General features: G+C 54.6%; 18 protein-coding genes. 15 read left to right on the forward strand and 3 right to left on the reverse strand.

Annotated elements, in window-relative coordinates; all coding sequences use genetic code 11:
* Nucleotides 1-27: 27 nt before the first annotated feature.
* The 3 genes from galE to EF096_RS15015 all read right to left on the reverse strand — a co-directional run bounded on the left by galE (nt 28) and on the right by EF096_RS15015 (nt 4726).
* Nucleotides 28-1050 (reverse strand): UDP-glucose 4-epimerase GalE, encoded by a 1023-nt coding sequence (galE, locus tag EF096_RS15005; protein WP_123890617.1) that lies wholly within the window; start codon nt 1048-1050, stop codon nt 28-30.
* Nucleotides 1051-1107: 57 nt separating this feature from the next.
* A complete protein-coding gene (glmS, locus tag EF096_RS15010) occupies nt 1108-2934 on the reverse strand; it encodes a glutamine--fructose-6-phosphate transaminase (isomerizing) (protein ID WP_123890618.1) in 1827 nt (608 codons plus the stop codon).
* 232 nt (nt 2935-3166) lie between these two features.
* Nucleotides 3167-4726 carry a methyl-accepting chemotaxis protein gene (locus EF096_RS15015; RefSeq protein ID WP_123890619.1) on the reverse strand — a complete coding sequence of 520 codons (1560 nt, stop codon included), beginning with the start codon at nt 4724-4726 and terminating at the stop codon, nt 3167-3169.
* Nucleotides 4727-5012: 286 nt separating this feature from the next.
* Between EF096_RS15015 and acnA the strand changes: the two genes are divergently transcribed.
* The 15 genes from acnA (at nt 5013) to EF096_RS15085 (ending at nt 25839) form a co-directional block, all read left to right on the forward strand.
* Nucleotides 5013-7745 carry an aconitate hydratase AcnA gene (acnA, locus tag EF096_RS15020; RefSeq protein WP_123890620.1) on the forward strand — a complete coding sequence of 911 codons (2733 nt, stop codon included), beginning with the start codon at nt 5013-5015 and terminating at the stop codon, nt 7743-7745.
* Between the two features lie 427 nt (nt 7746-8172).
* On the forward strand, nt 8173-9483 hold the full coding sequence (locus EF096_RS15025) for a nucleotide sugar dehydrogenase (protein WP_123890621.1): 1311 nt from the start codon (nt 8173-8175) through the stop codon (nt 9481-9483).
* 137 nt (nt 9484-9620) lie between these two features.
* Nucleotides 9621-11048, forward strand: a complete 1428-nt coding sequence (locus EF096_RS15030; protein WP_123890622.1) for a mannose-1-phosphate guanylyltransferase/mannose-6-phosphate isomerase — start codon at nt 9621-9623, stop codon at nt 11046-11048.
* A 20-nt stretch (nt 11049-11068) separates the two neighbouring features.
* Nucleotides 11069-12616, forward strand: a complete 1548-nt coding sequence (locus tag EF096_RS15035; RefSeq protein ID WP_123890623.1) for a glycosyltransferase — start codon at nt 11069-11071, stop codon at nt 12614-12616.
* 17 nt (nt 12617-12633) lie between these two features.
* Complete coding sequence (locus EF096_RS15040; protein WP_123890624.1) at nt 12634-13794, forward strand: PilZ domain-containing protein; 1161 nt, start codon at nt 12634-12636, stop codon at nt 13792-13794.
* An 8-nt stretch (nt 13795-13802) separates the two neighbouring features.
* The gene (locus EF096_RS15045) at nt 13803-15239 is read left to right on the forward strand and encodes an SEL1-like repeat protein (RefSeq protein ID WP_123890625.1); all 1437 of its coding nucleotides are present in this window, start codon (nt 13803-13805) and stop codon (nt 15237-15239) included.
* Nucleotides 15236-16606 (forward strand): alginate export family protein, encoded by a 1371-nt coding sequence (locus EF096_RS15050; RefSeq protein ID WP_123890626.1) that lies wholly within the window; start codon nt 15236-15238, stop codon nt 16604-16606. The genes EF096_RS15045 and EF096_RS15050 overlap by 4 nt, the downstream gene beginning before the upstream one ends.
* 13 nt (nt 16607-16619) lie before the next feature.
* Nucleotides 16620-18047, forward strand: coding sequence for an MBOAT family O-acyltransferase (locus tag EF096_RS15055; RefSeq protein WP_123890627.1), 1428 nt, complete (start codon nt 16620-16622; stop codon nt 18045-18047).
* Between the two features lie 11 nt (nt 18048-18058).
* Nucleotides 18059-19162, forward strand: a complete 1104-nt coding sequence (locus EF096_RS15060; protein WP_123890628.1) for an alginate O-acetyltransferase — start codon at nt 18059-18061, stop codon at nt 19160-19162.
* Nucleotides 19163-19176: 14 nt separating this feature from the next.
* Entirely contained in the window at nt 19177-19830 is a 654-nt protein-coding gene (locus tag EF096_RS15065) for an alginate O-acetyltransferase AlgF (RefSeq protein WP_235869756.1), read from the forward strand.
* A gap of 32 nt (nt 19831-19862) precedes the next feature.
* Nucleotides 19863-21254 carry an alginate O-acetyltransferase AlgX-related protein gene (locus EF096_RS15070; RefSeq protein ID WP_123890629.1) on the forward strand — a complete coding sequence of 464 codons (1392 nt, stop codon included), beginning with the start codon at nt 19863-19865 and terminating at the stop codon, nt 21252-21254.
* A gap of 23 nt (nt 21255-21277) precedes the next feature.
* Nucleotides 21278-22357 carry an alginate lyase family protein gene (locus tag EF096_RS15075; RefSeq protein WP_158611291.1) on the forward strand — a complete coding sequence of 360 codons (1080 nt, stop codon included), beginning with the start codon at nt 21278-21280 and terminating at the stop codon, nt 22355-22357.
* 17 nt (nt 22358-22374) lie between these two features.
* Nucleotides 22375-23859 carry a right-handed parallel beta-helix repeat-containing protein gene (locus tag EF096_RS15080; RefSeq protein WP_123890631.1) on the forward strand — a complete coding sequence of 495 codons (1485 nt, stop codon included), beginning with the start codon at nt 22375-22377 and terminating at the stop codon, nt 23857-23859.
* Between the two features lie 23 nt (nt 23860-23882).
* The gene (locus tag EF096_RS20315) at nt 23883-24326 is read left to right on the forward strand and encodes a hypothetical protein (RefSeq protein WP_158611292.1); all 444 of its coding nucleotides are present in this window, start codon (nt 23883-23885) and stop codon (nt 24324-24326) included.
* Complete coding sequence (locus tag EF096_RS15085) at nt 24307-25839, forward strand: sensor domain-containing phosphodiesterase (protein ID WP_158611293.1); 1533 nt, start codon at nt 24307-24309, stop codon at nt 25837-25839. The genes EF096_RS20315 and EF096_RS15085 overlap by 20 nt, the downstream gene beginning before the upstream one ends.
* Nucleotides 25840-25888: the final 49 nt, after the last annotated feature.

Genomic DNA, 25888 nt, shown 5'->3' on the forward strand with positions numbered 1-25888 from the left:
GCGCGCGCTTTCGGCTTTCAGGCGCGTTTAACGGTAGCCATCGGGGTTCTGCTGCTGCCAGCGCCAGGCGTCGGCACACATGGCTTCAAGACCGAGTTCGGCTGACCAGCCCAGTACCTCTGCGGCCATTGCCGGGTCGGCATAACAACTTGCTACGTCTCCGGCACGTCTTTCTACCAGTTTGTAGGGCAGCTCCTTGCCGCAGGCTTGCTCAAAGGCTTTGAGCATTTGCAGAACCGAGTAGCCCGTTCCGGTCCCCAGGTTGAAGGCCTGGATACCCTGCTTACGCTCCAGCCATTCGAGGGCGCGAACGTGGCCGTCTGCCAGGTCCATAACATGGATATAGTCGCGTACACCGGTGCCGTCGATAGTGTCGTAGTCACCACCAAACACACTCAGATACTCACGCCGACCCACCGCTACCTGGGCAATATAGGGCAGCAGGTTATTTGGAATGTCTGCCGGGTCTTCACCAATGCGTCCGCTGGGGTGAGCGCCCACCGGGTTGAAGTAACGCAGTAGGGCAATGTCCCAATGTGGGGCACTGTGGTGCAGGTCGCGCAGGATTTCTTCAATAATCAGTTTCGAGCGGCCATAAGGGTTGGTCGCGCTGGTAGGAAAACTTTCGCTAATGGGTAGCGAGGCGGGATCGCCGTATACCGTGGCAGACGAACTGAACACCAGCTTGTTGATACCTGCTTCCTGCATGGCGCGGCATAGCGTCAGGGTGCCGGTCACGTTGTTGTGGTAGTACCGCAGCGGCTCGGCGACAGACTCGCCGACCGCTTTTAACCCGGCAAAGTGAATGACCGCATCGATGGCATGATCACTGAACAGCTGGTTGAGCAGTGGCAGGTCGTTGATGTCACCCTGAACCAGAGTAGTGGTTTTGCCGGTAATGTCTTCGACCCTGCGCAGCGCTTCTGGGGAGCTATTGCTGAAGTTGTCCAGCACTACGACGGCGTAGCCCGCGTCCAGCAGCTTGATGCAGGTGTGTGAGCCGATATAGCCGGCGCCGCCGGTTACCAGAATGGTTTTATTGGTATCCATCAGTTCTCCGCCTCTGTCTGTCTGGCTTGCGTCAGTGCCTGCTGCTGGGCGCTAGCGTTACTCAACCGTTACCGACTTGGCCAGGTTGCGTGGTTTGTCGACGTCCGTGCCCTTCACCAGAGCCACATGGTAGCTGAGGAGCTGCAGTGGCAAAGTATAGAGTATCGGCGATACGCATTCTTCGACCCAGGGCAGGCTGATGGTTTGGACCGTATCGTCTGAGGTCGGCTCTATGGTTTCGCAGGCGAAATTGATCAGCTGACCGCCGCGTGCACGGACTTCTTCCAGGTTGGACTTGAGTTTCTCCAGCAGGCTGTCACTGGGCGCGACGCTGACGACTGGCATGTCGTCATCCACTAATGCCAGTGGTCCGTGCTTGAGCTCGCCAGCGGCGTAGGCTTCAGCATGAATGTAGGAAATCTCTTTCAGCTTGAGGGCCCCTTCCATCGCGATGGGGTAGTGGGTACCACGGCCAAGGAAGAGTGCGTGATGCTTGTTGGCAAAGCGCTGTGCCAATGCGGTAATGGCAGGCTCCAGCGTCAGTACTTGCTCCACCATAGCGGGCAGGTCGCGCAGGGCATTAACGTTGCGCGCCACAAACTCCTGTTGGCCGCGTGCCTGGGCCAGGGCCGTGGTTAGCCAGAGTAAGGCGACCAACTGGGTAGTGAAGGCTTTGGTCGATGCAACGCCAATTTCCGGCCCTGCGTGCGTCAGCAAACGCCAGTCGGCTTCGCGCACCAGTGAGCTGCCTGCTACGTTGCAGATGGCGAGGGTAGCGAGGTAGCCCTGGTCTTTGGCATAGCGCAAGGCTGCCAGGGTATCGGCGGTCTCACCGGACTGCGAAATGGTGATCAGCAGGGTGTTGGCGGGCACCACTACCGTGCGATAGCGGTATTCGCTGGCGACCTCGACCTGGCAGGGAATGCCCGCCTGCGCCTCTATCCAGTAGCGTGCGACTAGCCCTGCGTGGTAGCTGGTGCCGCAGGCCACAATATGAATGTTGGCGATATCGTTCAGACGGGTTTCAGCATCGGGCCCGAGTATGGCGGTCAGCACATGGTCATCGCCCAGGGTGCCAGCCAGCGTATCGCGGATGGCTTGCGGCTGCTCGAAGATTTCCTTGAGCATGAAGTGACGGTATTCGCCCTTGTCCAGGCTATGTGCGGCATGCTCGTAACGCGTGATGGGCCGCTCGACCAATTGTTTGTTGCGGTTCCACACGTCGCATTGGTCCAGGCTGATACGGGCGTAGTCGCCTTCTTCCAGATAGCGGAAGCGGTCTGTGACCTGCAGCAGGGCGAGCGGATCGGATGCCAGATACCGCTCGCCGCTGCCTTCGCCAATGACCAGGGGGCTGCCCATGCGCGAGCAATACAGAGTATTGGGTTCGGCTTCATGGATGACGGCCAGTGCGTAGGCGCCGTGGATTTCATCCAGGGTGGCGCGGAAGGCGGTCAGCATGTCCTGGCTTTGGCGGTAGTGATGGGCTAGCAGGTGGGCTACTACCTCGGTATCCGTTTCTGAGGTGAATACATAGCCTAGCTCGATCAGCTTTTTGCGCAATGGCGAGTGATTTTCGATTATGCCGTTATGTACCACAGCAAGTCCTGCGGACAGGTGCGGGTGGGCGTTATGCTCGGCGGGTTTGCCGTGGGTGGCCCAGCGGGTGTGAGCGATACCCATGTGACCTTCGGCTGGCGTGGCGGCGAGCGCCTTTTCCAGCTCGATTACCTTGCCCACCGCGCGCACGCGCTGCAGCTGCTGGCTGTCGCTAAGCACCGCGACACCGGCGGAGTCGTAGCCTCGATACTCCAGACGGCGCAGACCTTCAAGCAGGATGGGGGTAATGTCTCGATGAGCAATAGCGCCAACAATTCCGCACATAACGATGTCCTTGATACAGGTGCAAAGTTTGCGAGTTTATCATTGCTGCATGGGAGCGGGGGAATATCCTTGGTCTGGTGCTGTCGCCTGTTTAATCCGGCTACCGATTAAACTGAGGACTTTGGTCGGTCTGTCTGGCAATCAGCATTCTATATCTGACGAAAAGCAGTAGAGCCTGCTCTTCTTTCGGCTGGTCATTACTACCGGCGCGGGATTGCGCGCCGGTTTGGCTTTATCGTCGGTTAAAGCGCTCAACCAGATTGACTTGCTGCTGCGCGGTGGCGGCGAGTTCGCTGCTGAGGTCTGCGCTGCGCAGCGCTTCATTTGAGGTGGTGTCAGCCAGGCTTGCGATATTGGTGACGTTGCGGTTGATCTCCTCTGCGACACTGCTTTGTTCCTCTGCAGCGCTGGCGATTTGACCGGCCATATCATTGATGCGCTCGACCGCCAGGCGGATGCCTTCCAGTGCATCGTCAGCTTCGATGACCTGCGCAACGCCGCGATCGGCTTGCTCGTTGCCAGTGCGCATACTCTCGACGGTGCCCTGGGCTGCCTGTTGCAGGTTGGCGATCAGCGAGTGAATCTGCTCGGTGGATTGCGCTGTGCGGCTGGCCAGTGCACGTACTTCATCGGCGACCACGGCAAACCCACGGCCTTGTTCGCCTGCTCGGGCCGCTTCAATCGCTGCGTTAAGGGCCAGCAGGTTGGTCTGTTCGGCGATGCCTTTAATTACGTCGACGACAGTGCCTATTTCGCGTGCGTCAGAGGCAAGCTTGTCGGCTACAGTAGACGCGGCGTTAACGGAGGCTGAGAGGCTTTCAATCGCTTGCCGTGCACTGCCGGCAACGGTCTTGCCATGCATTACCAGGTCAATGGCTTCGCGTGTTGCGCTGGCCGTGCTTTGTACATTGCCCGACACTTCCTGGGTGGCAGCGGCCATCTGGTTGATGGCTGCGGCGACCAGATCTGTCTCATTGCTTTGTTGCGAGAGGCCTTCACTGCTTTGCGCTGCCAGCTTGCTGGATTCGCCTGCCTGTCGCGTCAACTGTTCGGCACTGTCGGCAAGCCGGGTCAGGCAGGTTTGCAGCCGAGCTTGCTGGCTGTGAATGGCCATTTCGATCTGGCCGAGCGCGCCTTGGAAAGGCGTATACATTTGGGCGAGCAGAGGGTCAGTGATACTGCTGCTTGCTGCGCCGACAATGCGATTGAGGCGCTGGTCCAGCAGAGCTTTGAGGCCAAGGCCAGCGGGCAAGCCAAGCACCAGACCCAAGGCAGCCCCTGGCATACCGAGCGCTGCACCTGCCCCGGCGCCGATGGCCAGCATCAAGGCGCTAGGGATGACATGCAACATTATTCCTGACCAATCGGCAGGAACCGCTTTTTTTCCTGCGTTCAGGCGTTTGTAGAGTGCCTCCGCACGTTGCACCTGGCCTGCGGTTGTCTTGACCCGCACTGATTCAAAGCCCTGAATGTCGCCGTGCTCATAAATAGGCGTAACAAAGGCATTAACCCAATAGTAATCGCCGTTCTTGCAACGATTCTTCACGATCCCCATCCAGGCCTGACCTTTTTTCAGGTCTCCCCACATATGGCCGAAGACCGCAGCTGGGGTGTCCGGGTGCCGTACCAGGTTGTGCGGGCTGCCGATCAGCTCTTCGCGCTCGAAGCCGCTGATGTTGACGAAAGCATCATTACAGTAGGTGATGATGCCTTTGAGATTGGTGGTGGAGATCAGGCGCTGCTCTTCAGGGAAGGTGCGCTCTCGCTGGGTGACAGGTTGGTTGTTACGCATGTAAGCGTCCTTGGATGCTCTGGGTGGGAGTAATTCACCCATTTTGTTGTCTATGCTCTGTTAACAGCTTGCACGTGGTGGTGTTTGATCGCCGGTTGCAGGCTTCGATATTCATCAGTACGGTGAAAACCGCTTTACAACGTAATTAGTTCTAATAATGGCCCTGTGCCCTTAACGATAGCTGCAATTCGGTACTGCGATAGCTAAAAGTGTAACTAAGCTTTCAGAGAAGTATGGTCAATCAGGTGCCGATGGCTAGTTAATCGGCCGATAGGAGAAAATCTTAATGTCTGTAGTCAATAGCTTGAAGACGCACTCCACACTGGATGTCGGCGGCAAGACATACCACTTTCATTCACTTGGCAAAGCGGCAGACCAATTGAAGGGGATCGATAAGCTTCCCAAATCACTCAAGGTATTGCTGGAAAATCTGCTGCGTAATGAAGATGGTGAAACGGTAACCCGCGACGACATTCAGGCGATGGCGGATTGGCTCAAGGCTCGGCATTCTGACCGCGAAATTCAATATCGTCCAGCGCGCGTTCTGATGCAGGACTTTACCGGGGTGCCAGCCGTGGTCGATCTGGCTGCCATGCGTGACGCTGTGGCCAAGGCTGGCGGCGACCCGCAGCAAATCAACCCACTTTCACCGGTTGATTTGGTGATTGATCACTCGGTCATGGTTGATAACTTTGCCACCGATGATGCTTTCCACGAGAACGTCGAGATTGAGATGCAGCGTAATGGCGAGCGCTACGCCTTTCTGCGCTGGGGCCAAACGGCTTTTGATAATTTCCGTGTGGTGCCGCCGGGCACCGGTATTTGCCACCAGGTTAACCTTGAGTATCTGGCGCAGAGTGTTTGGGCGGCAGAGGTTGACGGAAAGCTATGGGCTTACCCTGACACCCTGGTTGGTACCGACTCACACACCACCATGGTTAATGGTTTGGGTGTGCTGGGTTGGGGCGTCGGCGGTATTGAGGCGGAGGCGGCCATGCTGGGCCAGCCAGTTTCAATGTTGATCCCTGAAGTTATCGGCTTCAAGTTGACGGGTAAATTACCCGAGGGCATGACGGCAACCGATCTGGTTCTGACGGTCACGCAGATGCTGCGCAAGAAAGGTGTGGTCGGTAAATTTGTTGAATTTTATGGTGATGGCCTGGCTGATTTGCCATTGGCTGACCGTGCCACCATTGCCAACATGGCACCGGAGTATGGTGCGACCTGCGGCTTCTTCCCGATTGACGAAGAGACACTCAATTACATGCGCCTGAGCGGTCGCCCTGATGAGGTGATCGCACGTGTCGAGGCTTACAGCAAGGCGCAGGGCTTATGGCGTGACGCGGGCGATGAGCCTGCCTTTACTGATAGCCTGCACCTCGACATGGGCGAAGTGGTTGCCAGTCTGGCCGGGCCCAAGCGGCCGCAGGATAGGGTCGCTTTGCCGGATATTCCCAGCGCCTTTGACGATCTGCTGGCGCTGCAGGTAGCCCCGGCAGACCAGGAACAAGCGCGTCTGGAAGGTGAGGGCGGTGGCGGTACCGCCGTTGGCGCACAAAACGCCGAGGCCGCTATTATGGTGGATGGCAAAGAGTACGTGATGAGCCACGGCGCGGTGGTGATCGCGGCGATTACCTCCTGTACCAATACCTCCAACCCCAGTGTCATGATGGCTGCCGGTTTGGTCGCCAAAAAGGCGATTGAGCGCGGCTTGATGCGCAAGCCTTGGGTCAAGTCATCATTGGCGCCGGGCTCTAAAGTTGTCACCGACTATCTGGACAAAGCGGGGCTGACTAATTATCTGGATCAGCTTGGCTTTAATCTGGTGGGTTATGGCTGCACCACCTGTATTGGTAACTCGGGACCATTGCCGGATGATATCGCCCATGCTGTAAGCGAGAACGACCTGGTGGTTTCCGCCGTGCTCTCGGGCAATCGCAACTTTGAAGGTCGCGTGCATCCCCAGGTGAAAGCCAACTGGTTGGCATCGCCGCCGCTGGTTGTAGCCTATGCACTGGCCGGTAACACACGGCTGAATCTGACCGAGGAGCCGCTGGGACTGGATGCGGACAACAAGCCGGTGTTTCTCAAGGATATCTGGCCAAGCAACGCTGAGATCGCCGAGGCGGTGGCACTGGTTGAAGATGGCATGTTCCGCTCGCGTTACGCCGATGTGTTTAGCGGCGACGAACATTGGCAGTCCATCAAGATCAGCGAAGGTAAAACCTACGCCTGGCAGGATGATTCCACCTACGTGAAGAATCCACCGTACTTTGATGAGATTGACCAGCCATTAAAGCCATTGGTTAACGTCGATCAGGCGCGCGTGCTAGCGGTGTTTGGTGATTCCATTACCACTGACCATATCTCGCCAGCAGGCAACATCAAAGCCAGCTCACCGGCTGGTGAATACCTGCAAAGCCTTGGCGTGAAGCCAGAGGACTTCAACTCGTATGGTTCCCGGCGCGGTAATCATGAAGTAATGATGCGGGGCACCTTTGCCAATATCCGTATTCGTAACCGCATGCTGGGCGGCGAAGAAGGTGGTGAGACCATACATGTGCCGAGCGGCGAGCGGATGTCGATCTACGATGCGGCCATGCGGTATCAGCAGGATGGCACGCCATTGGTCGTGCTGGCGGGTAAGGAGTACGGCACTGGCTCCAGCCGCGATTGGGCCGCCAAGGGTACCAATCTGCTGGGCGTCAAGGCTGTGCTGGCAGAAAGCTTTGAGCGTATTCACCGCTCCAACCTGGTTGGTATGGGCGTGTTGCCGCTGCAGTTCAAGGATGGGCAGAGTGTCGCTAACCTGGGGCTGGATGGTCACGAGCTGATCGACATTGAAGGTATCGATGACGATTTGAAGCCGGGCCAGACGCTCAAGGTAGTCGCGACCACCAGCAAGGGAGATAAGGTCAATTTCGAGGTGCTGTGTCGCATTGATACGGGTAATGAGATTGATTACTTCAAGGCGGGAGGCATCCTGCATTACGTATTAAGGGACCTTATTGGCTCTTAGTTGACCAACATATTTTGTAGTTAGCCTGACCATTGCGGACTCGATGGTCACAAAAAGCTCCGACGCTATGGGTCGGGGCTTTTTTTTGGTTCATAAGGTGCGCGTGGTCATACTTTCTTGGTGGCTGGATCTCAGGCTGGTTCTATTTTTTACTTTAATTAATTCAGAAACTTAGCGAGCGCTTTAATTATGACGCCAAATTGCTGTAGCGGTTTTAACGAGTCATAGATAAAAACAATGCTTGTTTCTGTGATTTGGCTTGCATAAAGAAATATTTGAAGGCATTGTTTTTCGCAACGAAAGAGCCAAACACCCAGGCTCGTTAAAAACACTTTAGACCCCTGTTTGCATAATAAAACCAACACGGAAGTTGGGGGGCGGCAAGTACCGACTTGTATCGTCTTTTTGAGCTATGGAGTGCACTACTATGCAAATCAGCATATTTGGTTTGGGTTATGTCGGTGCTGTTTGCGCCGGCTGTCTCTCTTCTCGTGGTCATAACGTTATCGGCGTTGATGTATCACAGACCAAGATCGATCTGATCAATCAAGGTAAATCTCCGATTGTAGAACCCGGCCTGGGCGAATTGTTGCAGGCGGGTGTTCAGGCGGGTCTTTTGCGCGGTAGTACCGACGTGCAGGAAGCAGTACTCAACTCTACTTTGTCGATGGTATGCGTCGGGACACCGAGTAAGCGAAACGGTGATCTGGACCTGGTCTACATGGATGCAGTTTGTCGCGAGATAGGACAGGTTCTGCGCGACAAGTCACAGCGCCATACCGTCGTTATCCGCAGTACTGTCTTGCCTGGTACCGTCACCAACGTTGTAATCCCTGCTTTGGAAGAGACCTCGGGTAAGAAGGCGGGGGTCGATTTTGGGGTGGCGGTTAACCCGGAATTTCTGCGCGAGAGCACGGCGATCAAGGACTACGATTTTCCGGCGATGACGGTGATTGGTGAGTTGGATACAGCATCCGGTGATGAGCTTGAAGCGCTGTACCAGGAGCTGGACGCCCCTATCTTCCGCAGAACTATTGCGGTAGCGGAAATGATCAAATATACCTGCAACGTCTGGCATGCGGCCAAAGTGACCTTTGCCAATGAGATTGGCTCTATCGCCAAGGCCTGCGGTGTGGACGGACGAGAAGTAATGAATATCGTCTGTCAGGATCACAAACTGAATATTTCCGCGTACTACATGAAGCCCGGTTTTGCGTTCGGCGGGTCGTGTCTACCTAAGGATGTGCGCGCTTTGACTTATCGTGCTGGCCAACTGGATGTTCCACATCCGATGCTCGCCGGTATCATGGACAGCAATAGCAAGCAGATAGAGCGCGCCTTCGACTTGATAGCAAGCCAGGGTAAGCGGCGTATTGGTCTGCTGGGGCTTAGTTTCAAAGCAGGTACTGATGACCTGCGTGAGAGTCCGCTGGTAGAGTTGGCTGAAAAGTTGATTGGCAAAGGCTACGAGTTACGCATATATGACGAGAATGTTGAATATGCTCGTGTATTTGGCGCCAATAAAGAATACATAGAATCAAAAATCCCCCATGTTTCCTCATTGTTGCATACCGACTTGCAGCAACTTATAGCCGACTCCGAAGTATTGGTGTTAGGCAACGGTGATCCGCAGTTCGCCGCTTTGGTTAATGATCCCAATAAAGATAAGTACGTTATCGATCTGGTTGGCTTTATGCAGACTTCAAGTGCGTCTGGGCTTGAAGGTATTTGCTGGTAACTCATTATCTGGCTGGGCTTCGTAATATTGTAATTTGCTGTCGATCCCAGGCATTCAGCGTTTGTTACAAGACTATTTCTTACGTTCTAGTGCGGCTGCGCGCACACGGGTAACTGATTAAGTACTGGGAGAATACTATGGTTCCACTGATCTTGTCGGGTGGCAGCGGCACACGCCTATGGCCATTGTCACGCAAACAGTTCCCTAAGCAGTTTCACGCCTTGATGGGCGAGCAGACTATGTTTCAACAGACGTTAGCGCGTCTGAGGTTGCCGGGTATTGAGGCACCTATTGTCGTTTGCAACAAGGAACACAAGTTCATTGTTGATGATCAGTTGAACCAGAGCAAGGTGCGCGCGCAGGAGATCATGCTCGAGCCTTTTGGTCGCAACACGGCGCCTGCCGTCGCTCTGGCGGCGATGCACCTGATGGGGCAAGGTCGTGACGAGTTGCTGTTGGTATTGCCGGCGGACCATTTGATTACCGATGAAACGGCTTTCAATATTGCGGTGGAACGCGCCCGCGAGGCCGCTGAAAACGGTTCCATGGTGCTCTTCGGTGTGCCAGCGCATAAACCTGAGACTGGTTACGGTTATATCAAGGTGGGCGCTACGGACAGTGGCCCTGTTGCGGGCTCTATGCGAGTAGAGCATTTTGTCGAGAAGCCTGACCTGGCGACCGCTCAGTCCTACGTAGAAGACGGCGGCTATTGCTGGAACAGCGGTATGTTCTTGTTTCGCTGCAGCACTTATCTGCAGGAGTTGGAGCGCTATTCTCCGGATATTCTTGAAGCCAGCCGGTTGGCCCTGGATCGTAGCCTTTGCGAAGAAGGGCGCATTCACATCAATGCCGAGGCGTTTGCCTCCTGTCCTGATGATTCGATTGATTATGCCGTGCTGGAAAAAACGGAAACGACCTGTGTGGTTCCCTTGAGCGCGGGCTGGACCGATGTAGGTAGCTGGTCTGCGTTGTGGGAAGTGCAGGACAAGGACGAGCAGGGCAATGTGGTTGTGGGCGACTCTCTGTTACAGGATGCGCAGAACAACTATGTGCACGCCACCAGCAAAATGGTTGTCATGGTTGGTGTTGAGGATCTGGTGGTGGTTGAGACGCGCGACGTGGTGATGATTGCTCATCGCGACAAGACCCAACAGATCAAGGATGTGGTAGGGCGGTTGACCCAGGATGAGCGTGACGAGGTTAATAACCACGTGCAAGTGTTTCGGCCATGGGGGAGCTATGACTCGGTCGATCTGGGTGAGCGCTTTCAGGTCAAGCACATCACTGTTCAGCCTGGGGCGCGGCTGTCACTGCAGAAGCATCACCACCGTGCTGAGCACTGGGTTGTTGTGCGCGGTACTGCTCAGGTGACCTGTGATGAGAAGACCTTTTTGCTGACCGAAAACCAGTCAACCTACATCCCTATCGCCTCGGTACACCGGTTGTCCAATCCCGGGAAAATCCCCTTGGAAATCATAGAAGTGCAGTCTGGTAGCTATCTCGGTGAAGACGATATCGAGCGGTTGGATGATGTCTACGGTCGCACACCGGCAATGAGCCAGTAGTCCAAGGAGCACGTTTTTACATGGATGAGTCCAGAGCAATCTCCGTTGAGGCGCCTGAGTATGCAGCTCCCGGTTTTCATAGGCCGGGCATTCGTAGTTGGTGCGGGTGGGTTTTTCTACTGGCGCTGATTGCGCTGGCGTCGAATATGGTTGATCCGAGTTACCTGGATCCGGCGCACAAGAATTTTATTTTTATTATTGGTTTGTTGGGGATCTGGCGCTACAGCAACGCCTTCACGCATTACATGCGAGGTATGTACTTCCTGCACTGGCGTTTCCCGCGCGTGAGGCGTGCGGTCGAGCGCATGGGCGATGCGGCTTTGCCGACGCACATGTATATGGTGGTGACCAGTTTTCGCATTCCAACGGAAACGACCTACGAGGTGTATCGCTCGGTGTTTGAGGAGCTGCAGCGTTTGCCGGTGGCGAGTACGGTTATTGCCTCAATCGTTGAAAAGGCGGATGAAAACTTCATCAAGCAGATCATGCGCGATGTGGTGTTGGAGCGTGATGACATTCGCCTAGTGATCATTCGTGCGCGGGGCACTGGCAAGCGTGATGGTCTGGCGCATGCGTTCCGTGCGTTGTCACGGCGGATGCCGGTTGAAGGTGCAGTGGTTGGCGTAGTCGACGGCGATACCATTATGTTGCCCGGCTGTATTGATCGGGCGGCCAAGTTGTTCGCTTACATGCCTAATGTTGGCGGGGTGACCACCAACGAATTCTGCGCTGTTGAAGGCAGTCGCATGATGAAGGAATGGCACACCATGCGCTTCGTCCAGCGGCATATCAATATGTGCTCTATGTCGCTGTCACGTCGGGTGCTGACCTTGACCGGACGTCTCTCCTTTTTCCGCGCATCGGTGATGACCGATCCCGAGTTCATCAAGGATGTTGAAGCTGATTTTCTTGATCATTGGCGGCTGGGGCGCTTTCAGTTTCTCACCGGCGATGACAAGTCTTCCTGGTTCAGCCTTATGCGTGCGGGCTGGGATACCTACTACGTGCCCGACAGCCACACCCTGACCGTTGAGCATCCACCGGATAGCAATTTCTTCCGCGCGACCCGCCAGCTTATGTATCGCTGGTACGGCAACTCTCTGCGGCAAAATTTCCGTGCTACGCGAGAACTGGGTTTTCGTCGTCTGGGGCTGTTTGCCAGCTACGTGCTCTATGACCAGCGCGTGTCGATGTGGACCTGCCTGGTGGGGCTGTCAGGTTCAGTAGTGGCTGGCCTGGTATTCGGCATTGAATACCTGCTGATTTATCTGTTCTGGATTTTGTTATCACGCACCTTGGTGACCGTGCTGTTTTTCTTCACCCGGCATCCGGTCGACCCGCTGTATCCGTTTGTTCTGTATTACAACCAGATAGTGGGGTCGGTGATGAAGGTGTACTCAATGTTCCACATGGATCGACAAAGCTGGACGCGACAGAAAACCACCCTGAGCGGCGGCGCGGACTTCGATGTAATGCTGAACCAATGGACTTCAAAAGCGATGCTGATGTCATCCATCGCCATCTTCTTTGGTGTCATTTCGATTCTTTTGGATGTATCTCAACTCTGAAAAAAAGGCCATAGGATATGAGCACTTCGGTTCTTCCAGACAAGGTTGTCCATGAGGCAATCGATGAGCGTCAGCACATTCGTACCCGAATCCCCGCCAAGGCGCAGCTCTTTGGCAGCAAGGGCGAGCCGATCGCTTGTGATGTGCAGGATATTTCGCTGGGCGGTTTAGGACTTAATTGTGCTGAGCCCCTTGAGGTCGGTGGCCTTTATGATGTGGCCATCAACGTAGGGCTAAGCCGCGTTGACTTGAACTTCAAGGCCAAGGTTAAAGTGCTGTCCCAAAAAGATGGCATCGTGGGTACTCAGTTTGTCGATCTTGACCCGCAAAAGGCCGACATCCTGCGCTATATCATCTCGTCCTACATGTCTGGCGAGATTGCCGACATCAACGGCTTGTTCAATGTGATGCAGCGGGAAAATTACATCAAGGAGCGCAAGCAGAAGTATCAGCTTGAACGTACCTTTGGCCAGCGCCTGCGCGCGGGTTTGGGGACATTGATTTTCCTTGGGCTTGGTGTGCTCGCGCTGCTGTATGTACTGTTCAAGGCGTATACGCTGTTTTTCCGTATACCTGCTGCACAGGCGTCAGTCACTACTAGTGCCTATGCGATCAACATGCCGGACAACGGTAACGTCACCTACCTGGTGCCGGAAGGACAAACCGAGGTGAGCCTCGGGCAGCCGGTTGCCAGTATCTCTACCCAACTAAGCACGCGCTTGAGCTCGCCTGCGGATATTGCGGCGATGATGGACTTGGCGCCGGGCGATGTTGATGCCTTGCTGGGCCGGGCCAATATTGAAACGGTGATTTCCAGCCCTTGCGACTGCACTGTCTATTACTCCGGCGCCAGGCTTGATGGTTTTGGCTACAAAGGTGAGCCGTTGATGCAGCTGCTGCCAAAAGATCAGCCGATGACCGTAACGGCCAGCGTGCCCTATGAACAGCTCGATAAACTCTTCCGCACGCGCAAGGTTAGTCTGCAGGTCTATGGCACGGATACCACTGTTGATGGACGGATTCTGTCTGCATCTGTGAATCAGGATCAGATGGTCGTACTCGACATTGAGCCGGAAACAGCGCTGGCGCTAGCCGATTACCAGAAACCGGTGTGGGTGCAATTCCATCTCGGCTTGCCGGGTATGCCAACGCTAGATGCCATTGATGAGCTGCGCTAGGAGTGGCCATGCCTATTCCATCTGCGATCCTGCCTCTGGCTTTGCTGACAGGGCTGCTACTTAGTCAAAATGCTTTGGCTGATCGTAGCCTTGCGCAAATAGATTACGCTCTGTTCCAGAACCCGAATGCGGATGTACAGGACGATCTGCGAGCATTGGTTGAACGTGGTGACTATCGTGCCATGCGTATGCTTGGCGATATGCTGGGTGGCTCTAGCAGTACCTCAAAGCGGGACAGGCTGGCGTTGTATCAGCGTTCGTTTGCCCAGGGGCGCGGTGAAATCAGGGCGCTGGGTTCAATGGCCCGCATGATGGAAACCGACACTGTGCGGCGAGTCCATTATCGTCCTGCATTCCAGCAAGCGTTGACGCAGTTTCCGCATGAGCGCGACTTGCAGACGCTTGCGAGCGCGCTTGACGTGTTTTTGATCTACCCCTCGTTGTTTTCGCCGCAGGAGGCCGAGGAGCTGTTGCGCTTGCATGAGCGCTCTTGTCTGCTCGACTGTGATCTTCAGCTGTACCGGGCGGTATTAGCCGAAAGCCTGGGAGATCGACCGCTTGCCGATAAGCACTACCGTGCAGCTGTGATGGTAGATGGTCGTGCTGCGGAACGTTATTACCATTTTCTTGGTGAGCAGCAAAATCAACTGTTTGCACAATTTGCCTTGCAGTTGGAACCCCATCGGGAGGCAATGTCGGCAGATGCTGTGCACCGGGTGGGCATGGTACTGGACCGCATCGCGGAGATACTGCGCGTTGATGAGCGTCTGGCCGAGCGCCAGCGCCGCGCTGCCGCAAAAGCAGCAGGTACAGAGCTTGAACCGATGCCGCCTGATGCAACGGCGGCATCTGATGGGCTGCGCCAACGCGCGCTGGGTTGGGTTGACCATGCGGCGGCGCGTAGTTGGGTGCCGGCAATGGCGACGCGATTGTATTTCATGACCTCTTATCCGGACGACTACAGCGGTGCTGAGGCGATGCAGTTGATCGACCGAGTAGCTGAGCTTGAACCCTCACGTGCGCCTTCGTTGCGGGTGGAAGCATTGATGGTGACCAACTGGGACACGCTGAACCCGCAGCAGGCGCATCAGATCATTCAGCAGATGATTTCTCAGGGTAATCCGGACGGCAAGGAGCTGCTGGGTGACCTTTACAACAAGGGCGGGCTGGATGAGCCAGATCAGCAGCGAGCACTGCAGATCTATCAAGAGCTTTCCGCCCAAGGCATTGCCTCGGCCTACTTCCGTCAGGCCCGGGTGTATGCCTCCGCACCGGCGTTCTGTAGCGATCCTGTTCAGGCCTATGCGTTGGCTGGAGTTGCCTACGACATGGGGCTGGAACGTGCACGCAGTCTGATGCGCGAGTTGAACTTTGATTTGTCTGACGATGAGCGAGCAAAAGCCGAGAGTATTCGCGCTGACATTCTCCAGGAGTTGACGATATGAAGGGAATCACCATTGCGGGGGCTTGTGGCTGCGCGTTTTGTTTGCCATGCCTGAGCGTCGCTGACGAAGAGGTCGGAGCAGCCAATCTGCCGTTCGCTGAAGAGATTGTTACCTACGAAGTGCGCAACAAGTTCACGCTGCAGACCGGCTATGGCCCGGAAGACTCATTACTAGGCGCCGATCGTGAGACCTTCTACAGCTTGCGTTACGAGCCCACATTTATCTGGTATTCGCCCGACCAGCGCTGGCCTCGCTGGGAAGTGTTTACCCGTGGCTGGCTGGCCTATGACTCGAGTAGCAATGCGACCGGGTTTAATAATGATGATCAGCAGAACGTCGAAGGGCTTAACGCTGAACTGCGCGAGTTTTACGTTAGGCGCAACCTGCTGGGCGATGATCCTCGATTTTCGCTCGCAGTAGGACGCCAACGCTACGCTGGCAAGTACGGCTTGTGGTGGGATGATACGTTTGAGTCAGTGCGATTTGACTACGTAGATAGCTTCTCAAGGGGCTTTTTGGCTTACGGGCAGAAGTTCTATAACTACAACACCGAAGTAAATGAGCTGGATCCTCGCGACGAGAAGCTTCACAACGCCCTGGGTGAATATGCCTGGAACTGGCGTGAAAATCAGTGGGCCGGTGTGCGTTTTACCTATCAGAAAGATCACTCCGACGTTGATCTCGACGATGGCAGTGATTTCACTGGCTGGCGCTACGGAGGCTTTGCCAGTGCAGAGCATCTCGACATGCTGCTGCTGAGTGATTACCACGTCGAGCTTGCTGCATTGCACGGTAAGCGAGATAACGTTGCCAGTAGCGGTATCAGCGAAACGAATATGCGCGGTTGGGCGCTGCTGACCGAGTTTGGCCGGCGTTTCTACGACGTCGCGTGGCAGCCGCGTATCGTGATCCGCTCGGGCCTGACTGACAAGCCCGGGGACGATGACGATGGCTTTTATCTGAGCCGCATCCAGTCTGACCGGTTGATCAATGATGCCAGCTACAGCACGCGCTTGGTCAGCTCCTTCATGCGTATGGACATACGTAACCTGCTGTATTACGGCATAGGTGTAGACGCTCAACCGACTGCGCGCAGTTCCGTTGATATGCGCGTTAGCGATTTGCGTCTGCGTAACAGTGATGCCTCTTTGCCCGTTCGTACGACCGAAGCGCAGGACTCCAGCAGCCATTCGCTCGGCCAGGTCGTGGATGTGAACTTCTATTGGCAGAGTTTTCCGTTGGCCTATGCCGGCCGCCAGTTTGATATGAATACCCTGGTCAGCGCCGGATACTTTTTTGCCGGCCCCGCTACGGGCAATCTTGACGATGACTTTCAGCTTACGCTGAGCGTCGTGATGCGCTACTGACAGGGCTGTCGTCATGGTATTTAGCTCAAACGTATTTCTATTTCTGTTTCTACCGGCATTTCTGCTGGTGTATTACGCTGTCGGCGCTCGCTGGCGCTCCTGGGTCATTGTGTCGGGCAGCTATCTGTTCTATTCGTGGTGGCGTCCGGACTTTCTGTTGTTGTTCGTCGCCATTACCTACTGGAACTACTGGTTTGGCCTGCGCATCAAGGCCGCATTGGATGTAGAGCGCAAGCAGACTGCCTTTCGTTGGCTAACCTTGGGCGTTGTCGGTGACTTGGCTGCCCTGGGCTATTTCAAGTACGCCAACTTTGGTGTGGAGGTGATCACCGGGGTTCTGGAGCCGCTGGGTATCAATACCTTTACGCTGGAACACATCATTCTCCCGCTGGGTATTTCTTTCTACGTGTTCCAGGCGCTCAGCTACATCGTTGATATCTATCGCAAGCAGGCTGAGCCAACCCGCAGTTTTATCGATTTTGCTGCCTACATCGCTTTATTTCCGCAACTGATTGCCGGCCCGATCGTGCGTTACAAATTGGTAGAGGAGCAGTTGCGCGAACGGACTCACTCCATGGAGTTGTTCTCGCTGGGTGCCAGTCGTTTCATGTTGGGGTTTATCAAGAAGGTATTGATTGCGGACTCTATGGCATCGATGAATGTGCTGTTCGTCGGGGAAAGCACGCCACAGATGTTTGATGCCTGGTTCGGCTTGTTGGTATCGATCATTCAGCTCTATTTTGATTTTTCCGGTTATAGCGATATGGCGATTGGGTTGGGAATGATGATGGGGTTTCGTTTCCCGGAGAATTTCAATCAACCTTATCTGGCGCAAAGTATCACCGAGTTCTGGCAGCGATGGCATATGACGCTGGCGGAGTTTTTACGTGATTATGTTTATTTGCCCATGGTACGCAGGCGCTTCGCCGGGGCGATGGTCGCGCTGATCTATACCATGCTGTTGTCGGGTTTCTGGCACGGTGCCAGTTTCGCCTTCATCTTGTGGGGTTTGTTCTTTGGCGTCGGCATGGTGCTCGAGCGCAGGCTGCGTATCGCAACCAAAATCACGACGCCTTACAACGTCTGGCGCAATGCTCGCACCTTCTTCCTGCTTAATCTCAGTATGCCGCTCTTTTATACCGGCGACCTGCGCCACAGTCTGGATATCTATGCCGGTCTTTTGGGTATGAATGGTGTCGGTAGCCTGTCCGGCTATGTGTACGGCGCGTCCATCATGTCGATGTGTTTTGTGGTGATAGGTCTGGCCTGGATTGCTGTTGCGGGTCGAATCAACCTGCGCTATTACGCCAACGAAACACAGCCGTACTTTATGCAGCACGTGGGGGGACTCAGCGCTCTACTGTTGTGGTTGGGCTTTGCGCTGGCGCTGACGCGTCTGGCCGCCAATTCCTTTTCTCCCTTTCTGTATTTTCAATTCTAGGAGCTGTGAACATGCTACCTGTGATGAGATCGGCCAGTAAGGTCAACGGCATTGTGTTTATTGCGATGCTGGCAGGCATGTTTATCTACTCACTGCCAGCGGTCTTCAACTTCGCGCGCACCCAACCGCATGGCGTGGGTTTGTTTGTCGATGGCAAGCTGCTGCGGCAGTTTGAGACCTTTTATGACAAGGGGCTCTTTCTGCGCGACTTTTCCGTGCGGCAGTGGGCGAACCTGCAATACCTGGTTTTCCATGAAGGCTCCAGTGGGGCAGTGTTTGGTCGTGAGGGCTGGTTATTCTCCAATCAGGAGTATCTGATCCCCAATGACCTGGACGCCAATGTCGCCAATCAGTTGGCGCAAATAGCTGAGGTGCGCGACTCACTAGCCGCGAAGGGCAAGCGGCTGATTGTATTGCCGGTGCCGATGAAGCTGGATATTCAGCGTGATTACCTTCAGGACCAGCCAGAGCCTGAGGTTTTTACCTTGCATGATGAGTTTGTCGCAGCGCTGAAGGAGCAGCAAATTGCTTTCAGCGATGTGCGCGCTGCCTTTGTGGAGGCCGCTGAGGAGCAGGACCTCTATGTGCGCAACGATACGCACTGGAGCCCCGCAGGCGCCCGTCTTGCGGCTGTCGAGTTCGCGCGACAGTATCCCGAGCTGCATGGCAGCAGGCATTACGCAAGCAGCGTGATCGGAGACAAGGCGGTGAAAGGTGATCTGGTCAACTTCCTGAATTTTGATCCGGGCTTGCAACCGCAATACTTTGCACCCGTCACCATCACGCTTTATGAAACCGTGGATAGCCAGCGGGGTAACGCCGCGGAGGCGCTGTTTGGTGAAGTGAGTCAGAGCCTGATGCTGGTGGGCACAAGTTACAGTCGAATAGATGACTGGAACTTTGTTGGCTTTCTAAAAGAGGCTCTGCAAAGCGATCTGTTGAGCGTCAGCGTGGAAGCGAAAGGTCCCTTCCATGCGATGGAGGAGTTTGTCGCCAGTGACGCATTCAATGACCCGGTGTTAACCACCGTTGTTTGGGAATTTCCGTTACGTACCTTGTTGGCGCAGCGCACGACCGTGCGAGATGTCAGCAAGCAGAACGCCACATTATTCTGATCAGGGAGTCGATTATGAACAGGTTTATAACACGGTTTTTCTTTGTTTTTTGCTCGCTGCATATGTGCTTGGGCGTTGGAACTGCCTCGGCGCAGGATGCCAACGCGGATTTGTACGATGCGGTGGCTCCAGCCAACTCCGCCTTTGTGCGGGTGATGAACCTCAGTGATACCGGCGTAGAGGCCACACTGACCAGCAAGACTAGCGCTCAGCGGGTAGGTGCCGGGCAGTTCAGCGGTTATCGTTTTGTCGAGCCAGGCTTGCACCGTATTGGTGTGGCGGGTCAGGTCCTCGAAGCCGAGCTGGAGGCCAATACTGCCAGCACTGTGCTCTATCGAAATGGGCAGCTGCAGTTGCTTAAAGACGAGGTCGTCAAGGAGCCAGCACGCGCCCAGATCGTCTTCTATAACCTGACAGATGTTAACGCCGCGCTGACCACGGCTGATGGGGCAACGCCCGTGGTCAGTAGTCGCTCGGCTTACCAGAATGGCAGTCGTATGGTTAACGAAGTCAAAATCGGTTTCGCTGTGTATCAGGATCAGCGCAAGCTAGCGGACTACGAGGAACAGCTGCTGCGTAAGGGGCGTTCTTACAGTTATGCAATTATGCAGGAGGGTGGTGGGTATCGCAGCATGATGGTGGCAAATAGCATTGATGCCAGCCAATGATCGATTGCCAAAAAAGGAAGAGATACGTGCTCATGCCTGCCTTGCGATATATTGCCGCGCTGCTGTTTCTGGCGCTGGCGCAAACCGCCTATGCAACCGGTGATGAGGGGTGCACGGATCTTGACTGTCTACTGTGTCCGGCGCTGAAAGACCCTGACAACTATCTGCAGGGCAATATGAAGCTGATGGATCAGCTCACCCCGGGTACGGACCGCTGGTTATTCCGCTCTGAGGTGGATCTGACCAATACCTTTGGTATGCCGCGTGCGATGACTGCCGAGTATGCTCGGTTGATTGATGCATTGGCCGCGAAAGGCATACAACTGGGTATGATTCTCCAGCCGACGCGTGGCCTGATGCATCGCGGCAAAGTACGACAAGACTGGAACCAGGGCTTTGACTTTGAGCGCTCGCGAAACAGCTTTGCCGTCTATCTTGAGCAATTACGTGCGGCCGGAGCTCTGGTGCCGGATATGGTGCAATTGGTGGATCGGCCTCCAGAGGAGGAGTACTTTTTCCGCCGCGACCACCACTGGACCTCGGATGGAGCTCGTGCCACTGCGCGAGTGGTTGCGGATTATCTGAGGGAGCAACCGATCTACCCACAATTGACCAAAAAGGCCTATCGTACCGAGCCTGGACTAACCCAGCATAAAGACGGCACTCTCAACCTCGCGCTTCATAGTTTGTGCGGCAATGATTACGGCGTTCAATACGTCCCCGGCTATCGCACTGTTCCTGCGGTCAATGACGTTAGCGCGCTATTTGACGAGCAACCCGAACCAGAAGTGATTTTGCTGGGCACCAGTAATTCAGCGGCCCGCGATGAAGAGAACAAGCAGTTCAATTTTGACGGTTTCCTCAAAGAGTATCTGAGTATTGATTTGCTGAACTATGCGCTGCCGGGTGCTGGTGAGTACGGCGCTATGGTTGAGTATCTCAACTCGGATAGCTATGCACCTGAGGCGCCGCCAAAGCTTATTCTCTGGGAGTTGCCAGCCAATTACACATTGGCCGACCCGTTAATGTACCGGCAACTGATTCCAGCCATCGAAGGACAGTGTTCAGAAGCAGAAACCGTGCTCGCCAGACGACAGGAACGCCCCGGCCTGAAAACGGCCGAGCGGGTAGAGCTACTTAGCAATACGGGTGCAGGACGTCGTGCGTTGGCGGGTTATAACGGGTATTTGGACATTCGCATTGGCGACGGAAACGTAAAAGACTTTTATATCATCGTCTACTATGACAATGGCACCCGAGACAAAGTGTGGATTCGCCGTGAAGCCATAGTCAGCGGTGGGCAGTACTACCTTGAGCTCAGCAAGGCTTCTGAGTTTCGTAATGCCAACCTGTTGTCGGTATTCATGGAGCCCACGGAGACATTACAAACACCCACTACGTTGGAGGTTCGTTTATGTCGATAGCACGCTCTTTATTATGTGCTCCTATGGTAGCTGTAGCACTAGGTCTTACGGTGCCGGCACATGCCGCCAATACTATCTGGCCGGCACGAGCGACCGTTCAATCCGAGATGATCAGTGATTACCGCAGTTTGCGTTGCCCTCATGCGCCGCCAGCTGCGTACACAGGGACGCTGCAGATAGACAGCAAATACGATCAACGTGACGCGACCAAAAGTACACTGCGTCGGCTATCGCGTGAGTCACGCCAGATTCGTGAAAGGCTCACTCAGTATCAAGCCGGGCTAATGCAGATAGTGACTCGCTTTGAGCGTGCGAGTGAGCCTGAAGAGGTCAATTACTCGCTCGCATGTCTGGATCAATGGCTTGAGGCATGGGCTGGGCCAGGCGCATTACTCAGCACCGATACCAGTAGTACCGGAAAGGCCGTTCGCAAATGGTCTTTAGCGGCTATAGCCGCGGGTGTAATGAAGGTTCGCGCCTTATCTGACAACGAATACGAGCTGACGTTAGCGCAACGAGATTGGATACGGCGTCTGACTGATGCGGTTATAGCTGATTACGGGCCGCGCCAGACCCTATCTTTTGCCTGGTTCAATAATCACGATTACTGGGCTGCCTGGGCGGTCAGTGCCTCAGCTATGCTGTTAGATCGTGATGACTACCTGCGTTGGGCCAATACGACGTTCGGGCTTGCCTTTTCGCAAATGGAGCCCGGCGAAGCTGGCGATTATAGGCAGCTTCCGCTAGAGACCGCACGGGGCGAGCTGGCGGTTGAATACACTCACTATGCTTTGATTCCACTCGTCTTGTTGGCAGAAACCGCAGAGGCCAATGGTAGGCCTCTGACTGCTATTGAACGACAGCAGTTGGGCCAACTCGTCAAGTTTGCCGTGCTTGGCGTGCAGTCGCCGGAGCGTTTGCCCGAATTGACTGAGCCGCAGAAGCGACCGGGCGAGCACAAGATGATTTGGTTGTTGCCGTTTCTCAAGCTGCAGCCCGAGCATCCTTTGGCTCGGTCTTTGTTTCGCGACGTCAAGGACGAAACGGGCTCCTACAGCCAGGTGGGTGGCGACATCCACTTTTTCTATATGGATATCGAGTGATCTCAAGGAACCCTCTTATGCACTTACGCTCCCCGAATCAGGGTTTTCTCATCTTGTTGAGTGTGACCTTTGCTCTCCTATTTGATACTGGTGTTGCAACGGCACGTGATGTTGGCTCGCTGGAAGCTCTGAACGAGCTTGAGCAGCAGGCACAATTGTCGACGCAACTGCTGAAGCTGGAGCAGGAGACGCAAATAGCAGAAATGCCGATGCCGGTTCCTGCTGGCAGTGCGAGGGTGGGTTTGCTCACCATGTACTCTGCTCAGCAGGGTAGCTGGCCGTTCGAGCCCTTCGTACACAACGGTCTCTTTCGTGCGATAGCTGGTTATCAAAGCCACCATCCACGCGCATTGGTTATTCAGGGTGGCAGCATCACCTTACAGCAGCTCTTCACACGATTGGCTGATGAAAAAGTCATTAGCCGACACAAGGACGGCTATTTACTGCGTTATCCGCTGATGATCGCACCCGACGCAGCGTTGTTGGTGCAGGATACGTCGCTCTATCTTTACGGGTATTCGGGCACGGCGCTGATCAATCGTGGTTTGTTGAGTCTTAAAAATGCTCACATGGAAAGTTTCAGCGGCAATCTCGTGCAGTCTACCGACCGGCCTTATCGCCCGTTTTTGATCAACTGGGCTGGCAGTAGTTTGCAAATACAAAGCTCGGAGCTGGTTGGGCTTGGTTATAACGAGAACCTGTCACGTGGTGTCACCAGTGCTCGGAGTTCGCAGCAGTCCGCCGCTGTAGCACCAGTGCACGTATTGATCAGCGACAGTACGTTTGAAGATATGTCTGTTGGTCTGGAGCTCAACCATGCCCTGGTTCGAGTCAGTGACAGCCGTTTCAGCCAAATGCAGCAATACGCTATGGATCTGAGCGATTCCCGCGTATCACTTAGCCGCAACCGGGTTGATGGTGTCCGTAACCTCAGCGGGATTCGGTTGAGTGGCAACACTGACGGGCGTATCGAGGGAAATCAGATTTTACGTGCTGACAAGAGTGCTATTGAGATAACGGCATTACGTGGCAGTGTTATCGTGCGCAACAATCAGTTGGGCGCGGGAGCAGGCTATGGCGTGTTATTACGTGAACTGGGAGCAGATGCGCCCCTGTTGATCGCGGATAACTTCATAGGTAACACCAAGCTCAGCGCCATTGATGGCGCCAATGTGCACCAGCTCAGTATAACGGGCAACAGTATTACTGGTACGCCTGAATACGCCATCAGTCTGCGTAATGCCGTGCCGGCAGATGGGCCGGTCACTGTTACAGGTAATCACTTGTGGGGGGTCGGTAAGGCCATGATCCGGGTTCAGGGTATCCATTACGTTGTGCTGGGTGAAAACCAGTATCAGGGTAATCCCCTTTTGCAGAATCTGCTGATTGGTGACCTGCTGCCACATCAGGCGTCACTGCTGGAGATGACGTTGAACCGGGGGCAAACGGTCAGTCTGAAAATGGAGCATGTGACGCTGCTACCGTTACCTGCAGACGGCTGATACTGGGCCAGTAGTACACAACGATGTTTTTATCCACTCAGGTGCGTGAATGTGCGCAGTTGCAGCTGTTTTCAAATAGACGAATTTATATTAACTTCTGCTTTAGTAAGCCCGCTTGGTATTGCACGCAAGGCATTACTGTTATATCAATATGGCATTGCTGCGATGGCGAGGGCACGATGGTTTTAGCGCATTCGGAATATGTTGGCGCTCCTTTTCCAGAAGGGGAGCAGGAGAGACAGTTACGTGTTGACGAACTGTGCCTTACGAGCCACGGTCAAGACTCGGTTTTTGACAAATTGGTTGAGCTTACCGCTGAATGTCTCGACGCCCCGATAGCCTTGATATCGATTCTGGATAACCAGCGTCAGTGGTTTCTGGCCAGAGTCGGCCTTGGGGCGACTGAAACGCCCCGTAATCAATCCTTTTGTGCGTATGCAGTGCTGCATGCCATTGCAGGTTGCTGACGCTCTCAAGGACCCTCGCTTTGAAAACAATCCTCTGGTAACCGGCGATCCACGTATCCGCTTTTATGCTGGTATGCCCTTGATAACCGAGGATGGTACCGGGCTGGGATCCTTGTGCGTTATAGACACTAAGCCCAGACCTGAGTTGAGCGCGTCTCAGCTATCCATATTGAAGCATCTTGCAGACTTGGTTATGGCGAGAATCATGTCCTTGCGTGAGAGAAGCTTTATCGATGCAACGACTGGGTTACTCAATAGCGAACGTCTGGCTAACGACGTTTTTCTGATGCAGGAGCGTACGGATTATGCCAACGTCATTCTGGTAGACGTGTTTGTGTTGTCTTACGTGAAAGATGTCGTCAAGGCACTTGGGTTTTCTTTCTTCAATCAGTTGATGGTTGAAACGACGCGCAGGCTTCAAGGTTTTTTACCTTCGGGCACCCATTTGTACAAGGCCAGCCAGACCCGGTTTGCGGTAATGATCGAAGATGCTGATGGTGACCTCTGCGAGTCGCTCAGCACAGGATTGCTCGAAGCGCTGCGCGACCCGATTCTCTGTGATGGCATACCTATTCAGACGCAGGCCGCTGTTGGCCTCTTGCCGCTGCATCCTGGCGTGGCTGATCACTCCAACTGGTTACGACTGGCTATCAGTGCCTCTGACTATGCACGTAGCCTCAGTGATAATTGGGCCTGGTTCAGACTTGAGCTGGACCGAGCGCATCAGCGTTCCTTCGCACTGCTGGGTGGTATTGCTTCGGCGCTTGCGGCCGATGATCAGTTTCGTCTGGAGTATCAACCAAAACTCAGTATGGTCGATGGCCGTTTAACCGGAGTTGAGGCGCTTCTGCGTTGGACTCACCCCGAATTGGGGCGAGTTGGTCCGGCAGAGTTTATTCCCTTGGCGGAAAAAACCGCTCTGGTTCATTCATTGTCGTTGTGGGTTATGGAAGAGGCGTTGCGGCAGATTAGCGACTGGCGTTCACAAGGCCTGGAGTTAACGGTTTCCATCAATATTTCAGCCGGTGATCTGGAATCGCCGGTCTTCGTCGAGCGTTTACAGCAAGCCATGCAGCGTCTTGACGTTGCGCCGCAATGGCTTGAGTTGGAGTTTACCGAGAGCGTGCTGATCCGAAATCCAGGTGTGGTGAATAAGCAGCTGATGCGTCTTCGCGACATAGGGGTGAAAGTCGCGATAGACGACTTTGGTACCGGATATAGCAATTGGTCTTACTTGCGGCAAATAGACGCTTCCGGGTTGAAGCTGGATAAGTCCTTTGTTGATGGGTTGCAGGCAAATACGGCAGATCGGCATATGGCCCAGACAATTATCGAATTGGCGCACAAGCTTGGTTTTCGCGTCATTGCTGAGGGCGTAGAGACGCAAGAGGATTACGATCTGCTTGCATCCTGGGGGTGTGATGAGGTGCAGGGCTACCTGATAGCCAAGCCGATGCCTCCCGAATCACTCTTTAACTGGCTTGCCCAGAGACCTGAGCTAACCGCTAACTGATCTGTAATGAGCAAGCCGCGCTGCATACGTGCACGGCTGCCTGCGGCGC

Source organism: Pseudomonas neustonica, from assembly GCF_003797945.1.
Taxonomy (GTDB): Bacteria; Pseudomonadota; Gammaproteobacteria; order Pseudomonadales; family Pseudomonadaceae; genus Halopseudomonas; species Halopseudomonas neustonica.

Bases quoted from the DNA above. Each gene is read 5' to 3' on its own strand.
- EF096_RS15070 (WP_123890629.1), top strand. From the start codon at position 19,863: ATGCCTGCCTTGCGATATATTGCCGCGCTGCTGTTTCTGGCGCTGGCG.
- EF096_RS15050 (WP_123890626.1), top strand. From the start codon at position 15,236: ATGAAGGGAATCACCATTGCGGGGGCTTGTGGCTGCGCGTTTTGTTTG.
- EF096_RS15065 (WP_235869756.1), top strand. From the start codon at position 19,177: ATGAACAGGTTTATAACACGGTTTTTCTTTGTTTTTTGCTCGCTGCAT.
- EF096_RS20315 (WP_158611292.1), top strand. From the start codon at position 23,883: ATGTTTTTATCCACTCAGGTGCGTGAATGTGCGCAGTTGCAGCTGTTT.
- EF096_RS15045 (WP_123890625.1), top strand. From the start codon at position 13,803: ATGCCTATTCCATCTGCGATCCTGCCTCTGGCTTTGCTGACAGGGCTG.
- galE (WP_123890617.1), bottom strand. From the start codon at position 1,050: ATGGATACCAATAAAACCATTCTGGTAACCGGCGGCGCCGGCTATATC.
- EF096_RS15040 (WP_123890624.1), top strand. From the start codon at position 12,634: ATGAGCACTTCGGTTCTTCCAGACAAGGTTGTCCATGAGGCAATCGAT.
- EF096_RS15015 (WP_123890619.1), bottom strand. From the start codon at position 4,726: ATGCGTAACAACCAACCTGTCACCCAGCGAGAGCGCACCTTCCCTGAA.
- glmS (WP_123890618.1), bottom strand. From the start codon at position 2,934: ATGTGCGGAATTGTTGGCGCTATTGCTCATCGAGACATTACCCCCATC.
- acnA (WP_123890620.1), top strand. From the start codon at position 5,013: ATGTCTGTAGTCAATAGCTTGAAGACGCACTCCACACTGGATGTCGGC.
- EF096_RS15080 (WP_123890631.1), top strand. From the start codon at position 22,375: ATGCACTTACGCTCCCCGAATCAGGGTTTTCTCATCTTGTTGAGTGTG.
- EF096_RS15030 (WP_123890622.1), top strand. From the start codon at position 9,621: ATGGTTCCACTGATCTTGTCGGGTGGCAGCGGCACACGCCTATGGCCA.
- EF096_RS15055 (WP_123890627.1), top strand. From the start codon at position 16,620: ATGGTATTTAGCTCAAACGTATTTCTATTTCTGTTTCTACCGGCATTT.
- EF096_RS15085 (WP_158611293.1), top strand. From the start codon at position 24,307: ATGCCATTGCAGGTTGCTGACGCTCTCAAGGACCCTCGCTTTGAAAAC.
- EF096_RS15060 (WP_123890628.1), top strand. From the start codon at position 18,059: ATGCTACCTGTGATGAGATCGGCCAGTAAGGTCAACGGCATTGTGTTT.
- EF096_RS15025 (WP_123890621.1), top strand. From the start codon at position 8,173: ATGCAAATCAGCATATTTGGTTTGGGTTATGTCGGTGCTGTTTGCGCC.
- EF096_RS15075 (WP_158611291.1), top strand. From the start codon at position 21,278: ATGGTAGCTGTAGCACTAGGTCTTACGGTGCCGGCACATGCCGCCAAT.
- EF096_RS15035 (WP_123890623.1), top strand. From the start codon at position 11,069: ATGGATGAGTCCAGAGCAATCTCCGTTGAGGCGCCTGAGTATGCAGCT.